Raw genomic sequence first — 16,913 nt, forward strand, 5'->3', positions numbered from 1 at the left:
AGTCGGTCGGCTTGAGGAATGTTGCACTAGGGTGTAGCGAATGTGGCTGTTACACTACGGGTTCTGCTGTGGAGAACCTTCGCTATGCCAACCTCATTTCTGGAAATCGTAGAGCTGCCTGACGGGCGTATCGTGCTGCGTCGCGCGGATGATGAGGAGTCGCTGGTGACCCTGGAATTCTCCGCTGACGCCAAAGGCTTCCTGCAGGGTCAGCATATCGAAATCGCCAAGGCGATGTTCAATGTCGGCGTGCAGATGGCTGGCCGCCTTGCCGAAGGTGGCGACATGGGCATGGACGACGAAGGTCCACGCGTCCTGCACTGAATCCCGCTGCTTCGCCGCATTCGCGGCGAAGCTTCTGTTTCAACCCAGACGAATGTTCAGGCTCTGCGCCTTGCCGGTAACGGCTGCGCGGGACAGCTGCGTGCGCGCCTTGGCGTTTAGATTCAGCCAGCTCACCACGGTATGACTGTTGCCCAGGCGCAGCGCCTCGCAGGCCAGGGCTTGTGCGGCGGCCTGGTCGCGCGCCGGCAGCAGCAGGATGCGTTCGCGGTTCAGGCCGGCCTTGCGTAGCCAGTCCGGAGTCAGGCTGGAGGGCGGGGCGATCAGCGTCAGCCAGCGGGAGTCACTTTCCTCGCTCAGCTCGCGGAGCATCGGCGCCAGCAGTGTCAGGCACTGGCCGGGGAGGCCGCGCAGGGCGATTTCGCTGAAGGCGCGTTCGTCATCCGCGGGCTCGTCTTCCATCAGCTCCGGAAGCAGGGGAGCAGTACCGCTCGCCCAGAGTGCTTCCTGGAACAGCGGGAGTTGCGGCAGGTTCAGCGGCTGCGGGTACTGCATGGATATCTCCTGTTCAGCGACGGATCACGCCGACGCTCAAGCCTTCGATGATCAGTTCCTGTTCCTTGAGGTCGACCTCGATGGGGGCGAACTCGGGATTCTCGGCGATCAGCCAGACCTTGCTGCCTTCGCGCTTGAATCGCTTTACCGTCACTTCTTCACCCAGGCGAGCGACCACGATCTGGCCGTTGCGCGCTTCGCGGGTGACGTGCACGGCGAGCAGGTCGCCGTCCATGATGCCGACGTCTTTCATGCTCTGCCCGCGCACGCGCAGCAGGTAGTCGGCCGGCGGGTTGAAGAAGGTAGGGTTGATCCGGCAGGTGTCGTCGACGTTCTGCTCGGCGAGGATCGGCGCGCCGGCGGCGACGCGACCGATTATCGGCAGCTCGTCTTCGTTGGCGGCGGCCTTGGGTTCGAAGCCAGGGATGCGGATGCCACGGGAGGCGCCCGGGGTCATCTCGATGGCGCCTTTGCGGGCGAGGGCCTTCAGATGCTCCTCGGCGGCGTTGGGCGACTTGAAGCCGAGTTCCTGGGCGATTTCCGCACGGGTGGGCGGATAGCCGTTGTCTTCCAGGCAGCGTTTGATGAAGGCGAGGATTTCGGCTTGGCGCGGCGTCAGCTTCAGCATGTCCATACTCTGGCTTTTTATACAGTGACTGGAATTATATACAGTGAAGGCGCTCTGGCAATGCCTAATTTCGCGCGGCTGTCGGTGCTGCAACGGCAGATGTAACCTGTGCGGGCTGGCAAGCGTCTTGCTGAAGGTTGAAATCAGCTTGTCGCATTGCCCATGTTTTTGTTAACAATCGGTCGCACTTTGCTTGACAATACAAGAGGCTGAAACGTATGTTTCAAACAAGTGTTTGTCAGGCGGAGTAGCCATGGCCCAGTCGGAAACCGTCGAACGCATCCTGGATGCTGCGGAACAGCTGTTCGCGGAGAAAGGCTTCGCCGAAACCTCCTTGCGTCTGATCACCAGCAAGGCGGGGGTGAACCTCGCGGCGGTGAACTATCACTTCGGCTCGAAGAAGGCGCTGATCCAGGCGGTCTTCTCGCGCTTCCTCGGCCCGTTCTGCGCCAGTCTCGAAAAGGAGCTGGACCGCCGCCAGGCCAAGCCCGACGCGCCGCGCGCCACCCTGGAAGAGCTGCTGGAGCTGCTGGTCGTCCAGGCCATGGCGGTGAAGCCGCGCAGTGGCAACGACCTGTCCATCTTCATGCGCCTGCTCGGTCTGGCCTTCAGCCAGAGCCAGGGCCATCTGCGCAAGTATCTCGAAGAAGTCTACGGCAAGGTGTTCCGCCGCTACATGCTGCTGGTGCACGAAGCCGCACCGCGCCTGCCGCCGCTGGAGCTGTTCTGGCGCGTGCACTTCATGCTGGGTACCGCGGTGTTCAGCATGTCCGGCATCAAGGCGCTGCGCGCGATGGCCGAGAACGACTTCGGGGTGAACACCTCCATCGAGCAGGTGATGCGCCTGATGGTGCCGTTCCTCGCCGCCGGCATGCGCGCCGACAGCGGTGTCAGCGATCCTTCGCTGGCCGGGGCGCAGCTCAAGCCGCGCAGCAAGGCGAGCGCCGCACCCGCCAAGGTCTGAACGACGCCCGGCTTTGCGCTGGGCGGTGCAGGCCTGATCGGCTAAAGTAGCCGGCCATGGCTGATCTCGATCTCCTCCATATTTCCCTGTCCGACCAGATGCTCTATGGCTTTGCCGGGGAGCAGCTGTGCGTGCGCCTGCCGGTCTCCACGGCGGTCAATGGCGCCGGCGAGCGTAGTGGCTCCGGCTGCACGCCGCGCGGATTGCATCAGGTCCGCGCGCGCATCGGTGACGGGCTGCCCAAGGGCGCGGTGCTCAAGGGGCGGCGCTGGACAGGCGAGGTCTGGACCCAGGCGCTGCACGATGAGTCTCCCGGCCGCGACTGGATTCTCACCCGCATCCTCTGGCTCAGCGGCTGCGAGCCGGGGCGCAATAGAATGGGCGAGGTCGATACCTTCCGCCGCTACATCTATCTGCACGGCACGCCGGACTGCGAGCCCATGGGCACGCCGCTGTCCCATGGCTGTATCCGCCTGCGTAACGATGACCTGCTGGAACTCTTTCCCCGGGTTCCCCTCCATTGCCGGGTCCGAATCGAAGAGGCCGTCTGCCCCGACTGGCAGGCGCCACAACTGAACTGAAAGGAATGCACATGCAAGGCTCCCTGATGCTCGACATCGGCGGCACCTGGCTGACCGCCGAGGACCGTCAGATTCTGCGCCACCCGGAAGTCGGTGGCCTGATCATCTTCGCCCGCAATATCGAGTCACCGCGCCAGGTGCGCGAGCTCTGTGCGGCTATCCGCGCGGTGCGTCCGGACCTGCTGCTGGCGGTGGACCAGGAAGGCGGTCGTGTGCAGCGCCTGCGCCAGGGCTTCCTGCGCCTGCCGGCGATGCGCGCCATCGCTGATAACGACAATGCCGAGCGCCTGGCCGAGCAATGCGGCTGGCTGATGGCGACCGAGGTGCTGGCCGTGGGCCTGGACCTCAGCTTCGCCCCGGTGCTGGACCTGGATCACCAGCGCAGCGCCGTGGTCGGCAGTCGCGCCTTCGAGGGCAATCCCGAGCGCGCGGTTGCGCTGGCCGGCGCCTTCATCCGCGGTATGCACGCCGCCGGCATGGCGGCCACCGGCAAGCACTTCCCCGGCCATGGCTGGGCGGAGGCGGATTCCCACGTGGCGATCCCCGAGGACGAGCGCAGCCTTGAGCAGATCCGGGCCTGCGACCTGATCCCGTTCCAGCGCTTGTCCGGCGAGCTGGATGCGCTGATGCCGGCCCATGTGATCTACCCGCAGGTCGATCCGAATCCTGCCGGTTTTTCGCGTCGCTGGTTGCAGGACATCCTGCGCGGCGAGCTGGGCTTCGACGGCGTGATTTTCAGCGATGACCTGTCCATGGCTGGCGCCCACGTGGTGGGCGATGCCGCCAACCGCATCGAGGCCGCGCTGACGGCAGGCTGCGACATGGGGCTGGTGTGCAATGACCGCGCCTCCGCCGAGCTGGCTCTGAGCGCGCTGCAGCGCCTGAAGGTCACTGCGCCGCAGCGCCTGCAGCGCATGCGTGCCAAGGCTTGGCCGGGCACCGAATACAAGCAGCTTCCGCGCTGGCAGCAGGCGGTCGGTGAGCTGCGCGCTGCCCAACTGATCGATTGATTGCGATCTGCTGCGCGTCGGCATAACGGCGTTGGAAGGCTGGATCGGACTGCTCATTGACATGAAGTCAACTCCGCGTCCGATCCAGCCCTCCGCCTTGTTCTGCTCTAGCTCGCGAGATCGCAGGGACAATTTGAGGATAGAAGCATGACTGTCTACGCCATCATCGGCGGCACCGGCCTGACCCAGCTGGAAGGCCTGACCCTGAAGGATTCCATTGCTCTGGACACGCCCTACGGCGAGCCCTCGGCGGCCATCCAGCGCGGTGAGTTTGCCGGCCGCGAGGTGCTGTTCCTGGCTCGCCATGGCCATCCGCACCGCTTCCCGCCGCACCAGGTGAACTACCGCGCCAACCTCTGGGCGCTGCAGCAGGCCGGTGCCGAGGCAGTGCTGGCGGTGAACGCGGTGGGAGGTATCCATGCGGCGATGGGCAGCGGCCATCTTTGCGTGCCGCACCAGATCGTCGATTACACCTGGGGGCGTGAGCACACCTACTTCGCGGGGGACATCGACCACGTCACCCACGTCGATTTCAGCCATCCCTATGACGAAGCGCTGCGCCAGAAGCTGATCGCCGCGCTACAGGCGCTGGGCTATCCGTACAGCAGCCATGGTGTTTATGCCGCGACCCAGGGCCCGCGCCTGGAGACCGTGGCGGAAATCGCCAGGCTGGAGCGCGACGGCTGCGACATCGTCGGCATGACCGGTATGCCCGAAGCCGCCCTGGCCCGTGAGCTGGAGCTGCCCTATGCCTGCCTGTCACTGGTGGTGAACCCGGCGGCCGGCAAGTCCAGCGGAATCATCACCATGGCCGAGATCGAGCAGGCCCTGCACGAGGGCATCGGCAAGGTGCGCGAGGTGCTGGGGCGCGTGTTGGTGAGCTGAATACGCGCTGAGCAGTTTCATGGAGCAATTCCCGTAGGAGCGGACTCTGTCCGCGATCCAGCGGCGTGCCGTGTGGATCGCGGATGAATCCGCTCCTACAGGATCAAAAGCGCTTTATCCCGCCGTTACGGTTTCGGCAGCGGCGCGAAGAGTGCGTCGATATCGCTCTGCTGCAATTGCAGGCCGGTGTTCTTGCCGTCCTCCAGCACCCCAGCGGCCAGTGCCGCCTTGCGTGCCTGCAGTTGCTGGATCTTTTCTTCCAGGGTGCCGCGGGCGATCAGCTTGTAGACGAACACGGGCTTGTCCTGCCCGATGCGGTAGGCGCGGTCGGTGGCCTGCTGCTCTACCGCCGGGTTCCACCACGGATCGTAGTGGATCACGGTGTCGGCGGCGGTGAGATTGAGGCCGGTGCCACCGGCCTTCAGGCTAATGAGGAACAGCGGGACGCGTCCCTGCTGGAAGTCCTCCACCGGCTGGCGACGGTCGCGTGTTTCGCCGGTGAGGAGCGCATAGCGGATGTGCCGTGCCTGTAGCTGTTCCTGGATCAGATCGAGCACCGAAGTGAACTGCGAGAAGAGCAGGACGCGACGTCCCTCCGCGAGGAGTTCGTCGAGCATCTCCAGTAGGGCGCTGAGCTTGCCGGAATGCGTCGCCGGCAAGTCCGGCTGCAGCAGCCGTGGGTCGCAGCAGACCTGGCGAAGTTTGAGCAAGGCGTCGAGCACGACGATCTGGCTGCTCGCCAGGCCCTTCCGGCGTATTTCCTCGCGGACCTTGCGGTCCATGGTCAGGCGCACCGTCTCATAGAGGTCACGCTGACGCTCATCGAGCTCCACCCGGTGGGTGATTTCGCTCTTGGGTGGCAGTTCGGTGGCCACCTGGTCCTTGCGGCGCCGCAGCAGGAAGGGCTTGATGCGCGCGTTCAGGTGCGCCAGGCGCTGGTTGTCGCCGGCTTTTTCGATGGGATGGCGGTACAGTCGCGCGAAATGGCGCACATCGCCCAGCCAGCCCGGCATCACCAGGTTGAACAGCGCCCACAGCTCGCCCAGATGGTTTTCCAGCGGCGTGCCGGTGAGGCACAGGCGTTGCCGGGCCATGAGGCGGGTGGCGGCCTGGGCCGATTTGCTGCTGGCGTTCTTCAGGTATTGCGCTTCGTCGAACACCACCAGGTGCAGCGGTTGCCGGGACAGTGTTTCGATGTCCCGGGCGAGCAGGGCATAGGTGCTGATCACCAGGTCGTGTTGTGCGAGGTCGTCGAAGTGTTGGTGACGCGCACTGCCATGCAGGGTGAGTACGCTCAGCTCCGGGGCGAAGCGTGCGATCTCGTCCTGCCAGTTGGCCACCAGACTGGTGGGCATCACTACCAGGGCTGGGCGGTCCAGGCGACCGGCGCGCTTTTCCGCAAGGATGTGGGCCAGCACCTGCAGCGTCTTCCCCAGCCCCATGTCGTCCCCGAGAATGCCGCCGAGCTCCAGCTCGCGCAGTGCCTGCATCCAGGCGAGGCCCTGAAGTTGATAAGGGCGCAGCTCCGCCTGCAGGCCTTCCGGCGCGGCGCAGGGTTGCTGGTGATAGTGGCGCAGGCGCCGAGCGAGGTGCAGCAGGCGTTCGCCGCCTTGCCAGCGCAGCGGGTGCTCGTCGAGTTGGGTCAGCAGGTTGGCATCGGTGCTGGGGATCCGCAGGCGGCTTCCCTCACGCTGCAGGCTGCTCAGCAGCAGTCCTTCCAGCAATTGGAGCATTGTTCGTACCCGCGCCACGGGCAGGCTCACGGTCAGTGGCCGGCCATCCGCCTGGCGGCGGGCGTCGAGGCGGATGGGGAGTTCGGCATCGTCGGCGCCCTTGAACAGGGTCGGCGGAGTTTTCCGGATCAGCTCCAGAAGCGGTTGCAGCAGGCTGACCTGCTGGCCATCGACCACGATGCCCAGTTCCAGGTCGAACCAGGCCTGGCCGGGTTGTTCCTCGATATGTGCGTACCACTCTTCGACTTCGCTGACGTCGAACGGGAAGTCATCGTCGATCATGATCACCCAGCCTTGGGTGCGAAGGCTCCCTGACTGCTGGATGATCGGTGCCCACTGCGCGTCGTCGGATGGCCGATAGCATTCGTAGCGGTCCTCCAGATCGCGGGGTGTGGCGCGCTTGTCGAGTTTCCTCAGGCCCAGTTTCTGCAGCATCTTGCGCAAGGACTGCTCGGCCTTGGGTTGCCGTTCGATGACGACGAAGCTGCCGTCTTCCAGGTAGCGGATCGGCTGGCCGCCGCGCACAGGGCCGTGGACCTGTTGCTTGCCGTAGGCGAAGAGCAGGCAGGCCTGGTGGTGCTCGCTCTCATGGCCTCGAGTCTCGTCGCGCAGGGTGCTCAGTCGCAGGTGGGGTACCGGCTGGACGTCCAGCCGTCGCTCATTGGCTGCCAACGGTAGCGGAGCCTGTGGTGCCAGGGCCCTGAGTTGCAGGCTGAAGAGTGCGGCCTCCTGCTGCGGAATTGGCGGGGCGCTCGACAGATAGCTGGCCAGTTCATCCGGCAGCTCGTGGCGCAGAGGTCCGGCCCGCAGTCCCTGGCGATCGACGTACCAGGGGGGCGTCAGTTGGGTCAGCAATTGCGGATTGGAGATCGCGTCGGTCTCCCAGGCCGCGATGAAGCAGCCATCGTCACGGAGTTGCCAGGCGAGCCGGGCGGGCAGTTCCTCGCCGAGGCGCAGCGGGCTGGAAAGGACTTCGAACTCCAGGAGCAGTTGTCCGTTCCGCAGGATGAGCTCCAGCAGTTCGGCGCCGTCGCGGCCTTGCAGGTTCACTTCGTTGGCATGGGGAGGTACGCCTGCCATTCCGAGCACGTGCAGCAGGATGCGCTGATCCTGTTCGGTCACGCCCTGGCCCAGGGCGAGGGCGATGGAGGCGATTCGCGGGTAACCCTGGAGCTGGCCGTTCTCGCCGCGTTGGGTGAAGTGGATGAAGACCCGGCCGTTCCTGGTCAGTTGGTAACGCAAGGGGTCGTTGTGGGGCGCCCGGCTCTCGGGCTGAGCCTTGAGCGCTGCCGGGGCATTGTTCAGCCAGGCTTGCAGGCTGGGCGAAAGGCTGTCGACCGGAGCCGGGGCGTTTATCGCAGCGGGCTTGGGTGCGTTGCCGAGGTTGGCGGCCTGATCGCCCAGCAGGTGCAGCAACACGGCCACGCAATGCTTGCAGTCGAATCCGACCGGGCAGTCGCACTGGCAGTCGAGCGTGTCGCCGCTTCTGGAGAAGTTGATCCGCTGGCGATAGCGGTTGTTGTCCGAACCCCGACACAGGCCTTCCAGCGAACGCTCGGCAAGGCGCAGGACGCTCGCCCGGCCTTCCCGGGCATAGGCCTCGCCGCGTACCAGGGTGATCGCGGGGAAGAGGCGGCGCCAGGGGATGCGTTGCAATTGCTCGGCGAACGGGACCATGGCGCGGCCTTTTTCGGGGCCTGGTTACTGGGCGGGTTGCGCCGGCGGCGGTGCGTCGAAGCCGCCATCGGCCGGAGCGGCCGGCGCCGGCTGCTGCGGTGCGTCCGGGCCGGTGGGCGCTTCGTCTTCCATGCCGGGCGGCGTCGGGGAGGCGGGGCGGGCGTTGAGCGGGCTGACCTTGATCAGCATGCCCAGGCTCGGATGGTCCAGATAGGTCAGCACGCTGTTCTTCAGGCTGGCTTCCTGGACCATGTGTTGGCTGGCGGACAGCAGGCCGTCGGCGCTGAACTGGTTGATCCAGAAGTCGGTCTGGGTGTTCACGAAGCGCTGCTGGCTGAGGGTGACGGTACCTTCCACCGGGAAGTGGCCGTCTTGTTTCTGGCCCTCGGTCAGGGAAATCTTCACCGGGTTGGTGTCTATCTCCTGGCGCCAGGCCTTGTGCATCAGCACCTGGAAGCCTTCGTTCTGCTTGAGCTTGGCGACCTGCGCATCCATTGCCGTGGGGCGCGAGCTGTCCGGGCCCGGCGGTTGCGCACCCTTGGCCCAGTCATCGGGCGCGGGGCGGCTGGCGAAAACGGCATCGCCGGACTGCTGGAAGAGAATCAGCTCCACCTGGTAGGGCTCGGCGAAGGCTGCCGGCGAGAGCAGGGCCAGTGACAGCAGCAGGGGTTGGAACAGGCGCATTGCACGGGGTCCTTAGTGAGTCTGTGGCTGGAGGCGTTCGAGTAGCGCTTCCAGCGTGTTGAACCGTTCTTCCGGGCGCTCCATGGGCACCTGGAACTTGAAGAGGGTGGCCCCTTCGAATTTGTAGCGATTGGGCTGGCTCTGGATCATCTTGATCAGCACCAGCGGGTCGACGCAGGTATCGGCGGCGAATTCTACCCGGCCTCCCTGGGGGCCGGCATCTACCTTCACGATGCCGAGCTTTTCCGCCTGCAGTTTGAGAAGCGTCAGGCGTATCAGGTTTTTCGCCGGCTCCGGCAGCAGGCCGAAGCGGTCGATCATTTCCACCTGCAGCTCGCGCAGGCCGTCTTCGTCGAGGGCGTTGGCGATGCGCTTGTAGAGGATCAGGCGGCCATGGACGTCCGGCAGGTAGTCCTCGGGGATCAGCGCCGGCACCCGCAGGTTGATGTCCGGACCGCCGCCCAGCGGTTGTTCCAGGTTCGGCTGCTCGCCCTTGCGGATGGCCTTCACCGCGCGTTCGAGCATTTCCATGTAGAGGGTGAAGCCCACCGCCTGGATCTGCCCGCTCTGGCCTTCGCCGAGCAGTTCGCCGGCGCCGCGGATTTCCAGGTCGTGGGTGGCGAGCACGAAGCCGGCGCCCAGGTCCTGGGCGTTGGCGATGGCTTCTAGGCGCTTCTCGGCGTCCGGGGTCATCTGCTTGCGCGGCGGGGTGAGCAGGTAGGCGTAGGCCTGGTGGTGGCTGCGGCCGACGCGCCCGCGCAGCTGGTGCAGCTGGGCCAGGCCGAACTTGTCGGCGCGCTCGATGAGGATGGTGTTGGCGCTGGGCACGTCGATGCCGGTCTCGATGATGGTCGAGGCCACCAGCACGTTGAAGCGCTTGTGGTAGAAGTCGCTCATCACCCGTTCCAGTTCGCGCTCGTTCATCTGCCCGTGGCCGATGCCGATGCGCGCTTCCGGGACCAGCTCGGCCAGGTCGCGGGCGCACTTCTCGATGGTCTTCACTTCATTGTGCAGGAAGTACACCTGGCCGCCGCGCAGCAGTTCGCGCAGCAGGGCTTCCTTGATCACCGACTTCTGTTCTTCCATGACGAAGGTGCGCACGGAGAGGCGGCGCGCCGGCGGCGTGGCGATGATCGACAGGTCGCGCATGCCGGCCACGGCCATGTTGAGTGTGCGCGGGATCGGCGTGGCGGTGAGGGTGAGGATGTCCACCTCGCTGCGCAGCGCCTTGAGTTGCTCCTTCTGGCGCACGCCGAAGCGGTGTTCCTCGTCGATGATGACCAGACCCAGGTTCTTGAACTTGACGTCGTCCTGCAGCAGCTTGTGGGTGCCGATGACGATGTCCACCTTGCCTTCGGCCAGTTGCGCCACGGCGCCTTCGACTTCCTTGGCCGACTTGAAGCGGCTCATCACCTCCACCGTCACCGGCCAGTCGGCGAAGCGGTCGCGGAAGCTGTTGTAGTGCTGCTGGGCGAGGAGGGTGGTGGGCACCAGCACGGCGACCTGCTTGCCGCTGTGTACCGCGACGAAGGCAGCGCGCATGGCCACTTCGGTCTTGCCGAAGCCCACGTCGCCGCAGACCAGGCGGTCCATCGGCTTGTCGGCGAGCATGTCGGCCACCACCGCTTCGATGGCGGTCTGCTGGTCCGGGGTTTCCTCGAAGGGGAATCCGGCGGAGAAGGTGGCGTAGTCGGCCTGCGGGTCCTTGAACGCGTAACCCTTGCGCGCGGCGCGGCGGGCGTAGATGTCCAGCAGCTCGGCAGCGACGTCGCGGACCTGTTCGGCGGCCTTGCGCTTGGCCTTCTGCCAGGTTTCCGAGCCCAGCCGGTGCAGCGGCGCCAGGGCGTCGTCGCTGCCGGTGTAGCGGGCGATCAGGTGCAGGCTGGCCACCGGCACGTAGAGCTTGGCTTCGTCGGCATATTCCAGGGCGAGGAATTCGGCGTGCTGGCCGTCGATCTCCAACGTGATCAGGCCCATGTAGCGGCCGACACCGTGGTCGATGTGCACCACCGGTGCGCCTTCGCGCAGCTCGGTGAGGTTCTTGATGACGTTCTCGCCGCCGTCGCGGGTCTTCTCGCGGCGCCGGCGCTGCATGACGCGCTGGCCGAACAGCGGGCTCTCGGCCACCAGGGCGATGCCCGGCTGGCCTTTGTCGGCGTCCAGCAGCAGGCCTTCGTCCATCGGCGCGATGGTGATCGCCAGGCGGTCCTTGTGCGCCAGGAATCCCGGCCAGCCGTCGACTTCCACCGGGCGCAGCTTCAACCGCGCCAGCAGTTCCAGCAGCACTTCGCGGCGGCCGGCGGATTCGGCGGTGAAGAGGATGCGCCCGTCGAACTGCTCGATGAACTGGCGCAGGCGGGCCAGGGGCTCAGTGGCCTTGGCCTCGATGGCCAGTTCCGGCAGCGGCTCGGCGGCGAAGCGCTCGCGGCCGACGCCCGATTCGATGGGCTCGGGGCTGACGATGACGCGCGGCCAGTTCTTCAGGCGGGCGAAGCAGTCCTCCACCGGCAGGAACACTTCACCGGGCGGCAATAGCGGGCGCTCCGGATCGTAGCGGCGGTCTTCGTAGCGACTGCGCACGTCGGTCCAGAACTGCTCGGCGGCCGTCTCGATGCCCGGCAGGGAGAACACCTGGGTGTCCTGCGGCAGGTAGTCGAACAGCGTCGAAGTCTCGCCATCGTCGAAGAACAGCGGGATGTAGTACTCGATGCCGGCGGGTGTCAGGCCGCTGGCCAGGTCCTGGTAGATCGGGCAGCGGCGGTAGTCGACATCAAAGCGCTCGCGGAAACGGCCGCGGAAACCGGTCACCGCCTCCTTGCGCAGCGGGAACTCGCGGGCCGGCAGCAGGCGGATGCTTTCCACCTTGTCTATGGAGCGCTGGGTTTCCGGGTCGAAGGTGCGCAGCGTCTCGATTTCGTCGTCGAACAGGTCGATGCGATAGGGCAGTTCGCTGCCCATCGGGAACAGGTCGATCAGCGCACCGCGCACGGCGAATTCGCCGTGTTCGTAGACGGTGTCCACGCAACGGTAGCCGGCGGCCTCGAAGCGGCTGCGCATCTGCTCGACGTCGAGTTTCTGGCCGACATCCAGCACCAGGCTGCTGCCGAGCAGGAACTTGGCCGGCGCCAGGCGGTGCAGGGCGGTGGTGATGGGCACCACCAGCACGCCGCGGCGCAATTCGGGGAGCTGATAAAGGGTGGCGACACGCTGGGAAATGATGTCCTGGTGCGGCGAGAACACGTCGTAGGGCAGGGTTTCCCAGTCCGGCAGTTGCAGTACCGGCAGGTCCGGCGCGAAGAAGCGCAGTTCCTGCTCCAGGCGCTCTGCGCTCTGGCTGTCGGCGGTCAGCAACAGGGTGAAACGTTTCGCCGGCCCCGCCGCTTCAGCGATGGCAAGGCTCAGGGCTGCCCCGGGGAGGTTGCCCCAGGATTGCTTGCCGGCTGCGGTCGGCAATGTAGGAATACGCAATACGGACACGGGCAGTCTTGGCTCCGGTCGAGGAATTTGACCGGTCGGATTGTAACTATCCCGATTGACGGATGTCAGTCATACGACCGCTGCGGATTGCCGGCGAATGTTCACGCCGTCATAATGTAGCCCCTTTTTTCTTCTCCTACATGTGGAAGGTATTGCCCGTGACCCAGAAGCCCGACCAGTGTCTCGGTGAGTGGATCGATCGTGAAGCCCTCGCGGAAGCCATGATTCCGCTGATCGGCCAACTCTACCGTAACAACAACGTGGTGACCTCGATCTACGGCCGTGGCCTGATCAACCGTTCGGTGATCGCGATCCTCAAAGCGCACCGTTTCGCCCGTCACCGCCTGGCCGAAGGCGGCCTGTCGGTACACGACACCTTCCCGATCCTCAAGGCGATGAGCGAGCTCAAGCTGGGCGCCGCTTCCGTCGACCTGGGCAAGATGGTTGCCAAGTTCAAGGCCGAAGGTAACGGCCGCAGCATCGAGCAGTTCACCAAGGACGAACTGGCCGACGTGGTCGGCAAGCAGAACGGCGGCGACCGCGAAGGCACCGACGTCGTACTGTACGGCTTCGGCCGCATCGGCCGCCTGTTGGCGCGCATCCTCATCGAGAAGACCGGTGGCGGCGACGGCCTGCGCCTGCGCGCCATCGTCGTCCGCAAGGGCGCCGAGAACGACCTGGTCAAGCGCGCCAGCCTGCTGCGCCGCGACTCCGTGCATGGTCCGTTCGAAGGCACCATCACCATCGATGAAGAACACAACACGATCACTGCCAACGGCAACCTGATCCAGGTGATCTACTCCAACGACCCGGCGTCGATCGACTACACCCAGTACGGCATCAAGAACGCCCTGCTGGTCGACAACACCGGCAAATGGCGTGACGCCGAAGGCCTGGGCCAGCACCTGAAGTGCCCGGGCGTCGACCGCGTGATCCTGACCGCTCCGGGCAAGGGTGCGCTGAAGAACATCGTGCATGGCATCAACCATGGCGACATCACCGCTGACGACAAGATCGTTTCCGCCGCTTCCTGCACCACCAACGCCATCGTGCCGGTGCTGAAGGCTGTCAACGACCAGTACGGCATCGTCAACGGCCACGTCGAAACCGTTCACTCGTTCACCAACGACCAGAACCTGATCGACAACTTCCACAAGGGCAGCCGTCGTGGCCGCGCCGCGCCGCTGAACATGGTGATCACCGAGACCGGTGCCGCCACTGCAGCCGCCAAGGCTCTGCCGGTTCTGAAGGGCAAGCTGACCGGCAACGCCATCCGCGTTCCGACGCCGAACGTCTCCATGGCCATCCTGAACCTGAACCTGGAAAAGGCCACCAACCGCGAAGAGATCAACGAGTACCTGCGCCAGATGGCCATGCACTCGGACCTGCAGAAGCAGATCGACTTCGTCTCCTCCCAGGAAGTGGTTTCCACCGACTTCGTCGGCTCCCGCCATGCGGGTGTCGTCGATGCCGAGGCGACCATCGCCAACGACAACCGCGTCGTGCTGTACGTGTGGTACGACAACGAGTTCGGCTACAGCTGCCAGGTCGTCCGCGTGATGGAAGAGATGGCTGGCGTCAACCCGCCGGCTTTCCCGCGCTGATTCAGGCGGTTTAGGAAAACGGGAGCTCTCGGGCTCCCGTTTTTCGTTACTGGCTCCACCCTACAACGATAAAATCTGCCAATTCCTGATACTGGAAAGACTTCGAATGGATGGACATCATCTGCATGAAGGCGAGCTGAAGCGCGGCCTGAAGAACCGCCATATCCAGCTGATCGCCCTCGGCGGCGCCATCGGTACCGGCCTGTTCCTGGGCTCGGCCGGTGTCCTGCAATCGGCCGGCCCATCGATGATCCTCGGCTACGCCATCGGCGGCTTCATCGCCTTCCTGATCATGCGCCAACTGGGCGAGATGATCGTCGAGGAGCCCGTCGCCGGTTCCTTCAGCCATTTCGCGCACAAGTACTGGGGCGGCTTCGCCGGCTTCATGTCGGGCTGGAACTACTGGGTGCTGTACATCCTGGTGGGGATGTCGGAGCTGACGGCGGTCGGCAAGTACATCCAGTTCTGGTGGCCGGACTTCCCGACCTGGGCGACGGCGGCGGTGTTCTTCGTCCTGATCAACGCCATCAACCTGTTCAACGTGAAGGCCTTCGGCGAGACCGAGTTCTGGTTCGCGATCATCAAGGTCGTCGCCATCATCGGCATGATCCTGCTCGGCATCTGGCTGCTGGTCAGCGGCACCGGTGGTCCTCAGGCTTCGGTGAGCAACCTGTGGGCCCACGGCGGTTTCTTCCCCAATGGCTGGAAGGGGCTGGTGATGGTCCTGGCGATTATCATGTTCTCCTTCGGTGGCCTGGAGCTGGTGGGCATCACTGCCGCCGAGGCTTCCGAGCCGAAGAAGGTGATCCCCAAGGCGATCAACCAGGTCATCTACCGCATCCTGATCTTCTACATCGGCGCGCTGGCCGTGCTGCTTTCGCTGTACCCCTGGGATGCCCTGCTGCAGAGCATCAGCAGCGCTGGCGACCCCTACAGCGGCAGCCCGTTCGTGAAGGTCTTCTCGCTGCTGGGCAGCGATATCGCGGCCAACATCCTGAACTTCGTGGTGCTCACTGCCGCGTTGTCGGTCTACAACAGCTGCGTGTACTGCAACAGCCGCATGCTCTTCGGCCTGGCCGAGCAGGGCGACGCCCCGCGCGCCTTCGCCAAGGTCGATGACCGTGGCGTACCGCTGCTGGCCATCGGCGTCTCGGCCTTCATCACCCTGGCCTGCGTGGTGGTCAACTACGTGATCCCGCACCAGGCGCTGGAGCTGCTGATGTCCCTGGTGGTCGCCGCCCTGGTGATCAACTGGGCGATGATCAGTCTGGCGCACATGAAGTTCCGCAAGGCCATGCAGGCCAAAGGTGTGCAGCCGTTCTTCCGCGCGCTGTGGTACCCCTTCGGCAACTGGCTGTGCCTGGCCTTCGTGGTGTTCATCCTCGGCATCATGCTGCAGATCCCGGGCATCGACGTGTCGGTGTACGCGATCCCGGTGTGGATCGTGCTGATGGGTGCCTGCTACCTGTTCAAGCGCAAGTCCCCGGCCAAGGTCAACGCCTGAACCGGTTGAGAAACGGGAGCTTCGGCTCCCGTTTTCTTTGGTAATGCACCTTTGCCGGAGCGGAAACAGTGGCGCCGGGTGCTTGCGGTAGAATGCCCGGCGCCGCGCGCCTGGCAGCGAAGGAGAAAACCTTGTTCCGTGCAAGCCTGTTGATCGTTCTGCTGGTCGCCGCCGTGAGCGGCTGCGGGCAGTCCGTCGAACGCTTCGGCGGCCCGACCATGGGCAGCAGCTACACGGTGCAGTACGTGCCGACCGGCCAGTCGCCGGATGCCGCGAAGCTCAAGGCCGAGGTCGAGGCGATCCTCACCGGCCTGGACGAGCAGTTCTCCACCTACCGCGACGAATCCGTCGTGTCGCGCTTCAACGCCCTGCCGGCCGGCGACTGCATGGCCTTGCCGGCGGACATGCAGACGCTGTGGCGCTATGGCGAGACTCTCTCGCAGCAGAGCGGCGGCGCCTTCGATCTTACTGTCGAGCCGCTGATGAACCTCTGGGGCTTCGGACCGCAGTCGCGCACCGAGCAGGTGCCGGATGCCGCCGCCCTTGAGCGCGAGCGGACACGGGTCGGTCATCAGCACCTGCGCCTGGATGGCGAGCGGCTGTGCAAGGACGTCAACGCACAGCTGGACTTCGACAGCATCGTCGCCGGCTACGCAGTGGACAAGGTCAGCGCGCGCCTGGCCGAGCTGGGATTGAAGGATTACCTGGTGGAGATCACCGGCGAGCTCAAGGCCGTGGGCCGCAAACCGGACGGCACGCCCTGGCGCATTGCCCTGGAAGTGCCCAGCGGCGAGCGCGAGCGGCAGGTGGAGCGCTCGTTGGTGCTGGATGGCTTCGGGTTGTCCACCTCCGGCGACTACCGCAACTATTTCGAGGAAGGTGGGCAGCGCTATTCGCACACCTTCGATGCGCGCAGCGGCGCGCCGGTCAGGCACGCGCTGGCGGCGGTCACCGTGGCCGATGCGCAGGCGTTGCGCGCCGATGGCCTGTCGACCCTGTTGATGGTGCTGGGGCCGGAGGAGGGCTATACCTTTGCCGAGCGCAATGGTCTGGCGGCGTTCTTCATCGTGCGCCAGGGCGAAGGTTTCGTGACCCGCGCGACGCCGCGCTTCGAAGCGCTGTTTCCGAAGCCTGAATGAAAGCTTCAGCGGGCATGATGTCGCCCGGAAAGCCGGTAAAGGCATGTAGTGACGGCAAAATTCGCCTACCTGCCGACCAACCGCTAATGTGCAGCCTTTTGCCGCAGGGCTAAGCTGCGCCAATGATTTCGATCCGCCTCGGCGCATGTGGTGCCGGGGTTTTGCCGGGAGCGCCACGCGGGCGCCCCGG

General features: G+C 65.1%; 13 protein-coding genes. 8 read left to right on the top strand and 5 right to left on the bottom strand.

Annotation, left to right across the window (positions count from 1 at the left end; translation table 11 throughout):
• The first annotated feature begins 84 nt into the window (after positions 1-84).
• Positions 85-324, top strand: coding sequence for a hypothetical protein (locus ACQ5BL_RS02795; protein WP_207884406.1), 240 nt, complete (start codon positions 85-87; stop codon positions 322-324).
• A gap of 39 nt (positions 325-363) precedes the next feature.
• On the opposite strand, the gene sulA is transcribed toward ACQ5BL_RS02795, so the two are convergent.
• Positions 364-837: an SOS-induced cell division inhibitor SulA gene (sulA, locus tag ACQ5BL_RS02800; protein WP_243805096.1), complete on the bottom strand. Its 474-nt coding sequence runs from the start codon at positions 835-837 to the stop codon at positions 364-366.
• 13 nt (positions 838-850) lie between these two features.
• Positions 851-1,465 (bottom strand): transcriptional repressor LexA, encoded by a 615-nt coding sequence (gene lexA, locus ACQ5BL_RS02805; RefSeq protein WP_207884408.1) that lies wholly within the window; start codon positions 1,463-1,465, stop codon positions 851-853.
• A 253-nt stretch (positions 1,466-1,718) separates the two neighbouring features.
• On the opposite strand from lexA, the gene ACQ5BL_RS02810 reads away from it, so the two are divergent.
• From ACQ5BL_RS02810 to ACQ5BL_RS02825, 4 genes are all read left to right on the top strand, one after another.
• Positions 1,719-2,429: a TetR/AcrR family transcriptional regulator gene (locus ACQ5BL_RS02810; RefSeq protein WP_243805095.1), complete on the top strand. Its 711-nt coding sequence runs from the start codon at positions 1,719-1,721 to the stop codon at positions 2,427-2,429.
• Between the two features lie 56 nt (positions 2,430-2,485).
• The gene (locus ACQ5BL_RS02815) at positions 2,486-3,010 is read left to right on the top strand and encodes a L,D-transpeptidase (protein ID WP_243805094.1); all 525 of its coding nucleotides are present in this window, start codon (positions 2,486-2,488) and stop codon (positions 3,008-3,010) included.
• Positions 3,011-3,021: 11 nt separating this feature from the next.
• Positions 3,022-4,020, top strand: coding sequence for a beta-N-acetylhexosaminidase (gene nagZ / locus ACQ5BL_RS02820; protein ID WP_243805093.1), 999 nt, complete (start codon positions 3,022-3,024; stop codon positions 4,018-4,020).
• A gap of 147 nt (positions 4,021-4,167) precedes the next feature.
• A complete protein-coding gene (locus tag ACQ5BL_RS02825) occupies positions 4,168-4,905 on the top strand; it encodes an S-methyl-5'-thioinosine phosphorylase (RefSeq protein ID WP_243805092.1) in 738 nt (245 codons plus the stop codon).
• 125 nt (positions 4,906-5,030) lie between these two features.
• Here ACQ5BL_RS02825 and ACQ5BL_RS02830 read toward each other — a convergent pair whose 3' ends face one another.
• Genes ACQ5BL_RS02830 through mfd form a run of 3 tightly spaced genes read right to left on the bottom strand, consistent with a single transcriptional unit; the run spans position 5,031 to position 12,476 of the window.
• Positions 5,031-8,315, bottom strand: a complete 3,285-nt coding sequence (locus ACQ5BL_RS02830; RefSeq protein WP_243805091.1) for a DEAD/DEAH box helicase — start codon at positions 8,313-8,315, stop codon at positions 5,031-5,033.
• Positions 8,316-8,339: 24 nt separating this feature from the next.
• Positions 8,340-8,999: a CsiV family protein gene (locus tag ACQ5BL_RS02835; RefSeq protein ID WP_430292776.1), complete on the bottom strand. Its 660-nt coding sequence runs from the start codon at positions 8,997-8,999 to the stop codon at positions 8,340-8,342.
• Positions 9,000-9,011: 12 nt separating this feature from the next.
• Positions 9,012-12,476, bottom strand: a complete 3,465-nt coding sequence (gene mfd / locus ACQ5BL_RS02840) for a transcription-repair coupling factor (protein ID WP_243805089.1) — start codon at positions 12,474-12,476, stop codon at positions 9,012-9,014.
• A 140-nt stretch (positions 12,477-12,616) separates the two neighbouring features.
• Here mfd and ACQ5BL_RS02845 point away from each other — a divergent pair, with 140 nt between their 5' ends.
• The 3 genes from ACQ5BL_RS02845 to ACQ5BL_RS02855 all read left to right on the top strand — a co-directional run bounded on the left by ACQ5BL_RS02845 (position 12,617) and on the right by ACQ5BL_RS02855 (position 16,723).
• Complete coding sequence (locus tag ACQ5BL_RS02845) at positions 12,617-14,080, top strand: glyceraldehyde-3-phosphate dehydrogenase (protein WP_243805088.1); 1,464 nt, start codon at positions 12,617-12,619, stop codon at positions 14,078-14,080.
• Between the two features lie 106 nt (positions 14,081-14,186).
• A complete protein-coding gene (locus tag ACQ5BL_RS02850) occupies positions 14,187-15,584 on the top strand; it encodes an amino acid permease (RefSeq protein WP_207884417.1) in 1,398 nt (465 codons plus the stop codon).
• A 92-nt stretch (positions 15,585-15,676) separates the two neighbouring features.
• Positions 15,677-16,723 (top strand): FAD:protein FMN transferase, encoded by a 1,047-nt coding sequence (locus ACQ5BL_RS02855; RefSeq protein WP_243805087.1) that lies wholly within the window; start codon positions 15,677-15,679, stop codon positions 16,721-16,723.
• The last annotated feature ends 190 nt before the right edge of the window (positions 16,724-16,913 follow it).

This window comes from Pseudomonas sp. B1-22 (assembly GCF_050474425.1).
In the GTDB taxonomy this organism is placed as follows: domain Bacteria; phylum Pseudomonadota; class Gammaproteobacteria; order Pseudomonadales; family Pseudomonadaceae; genus Pseudomonas.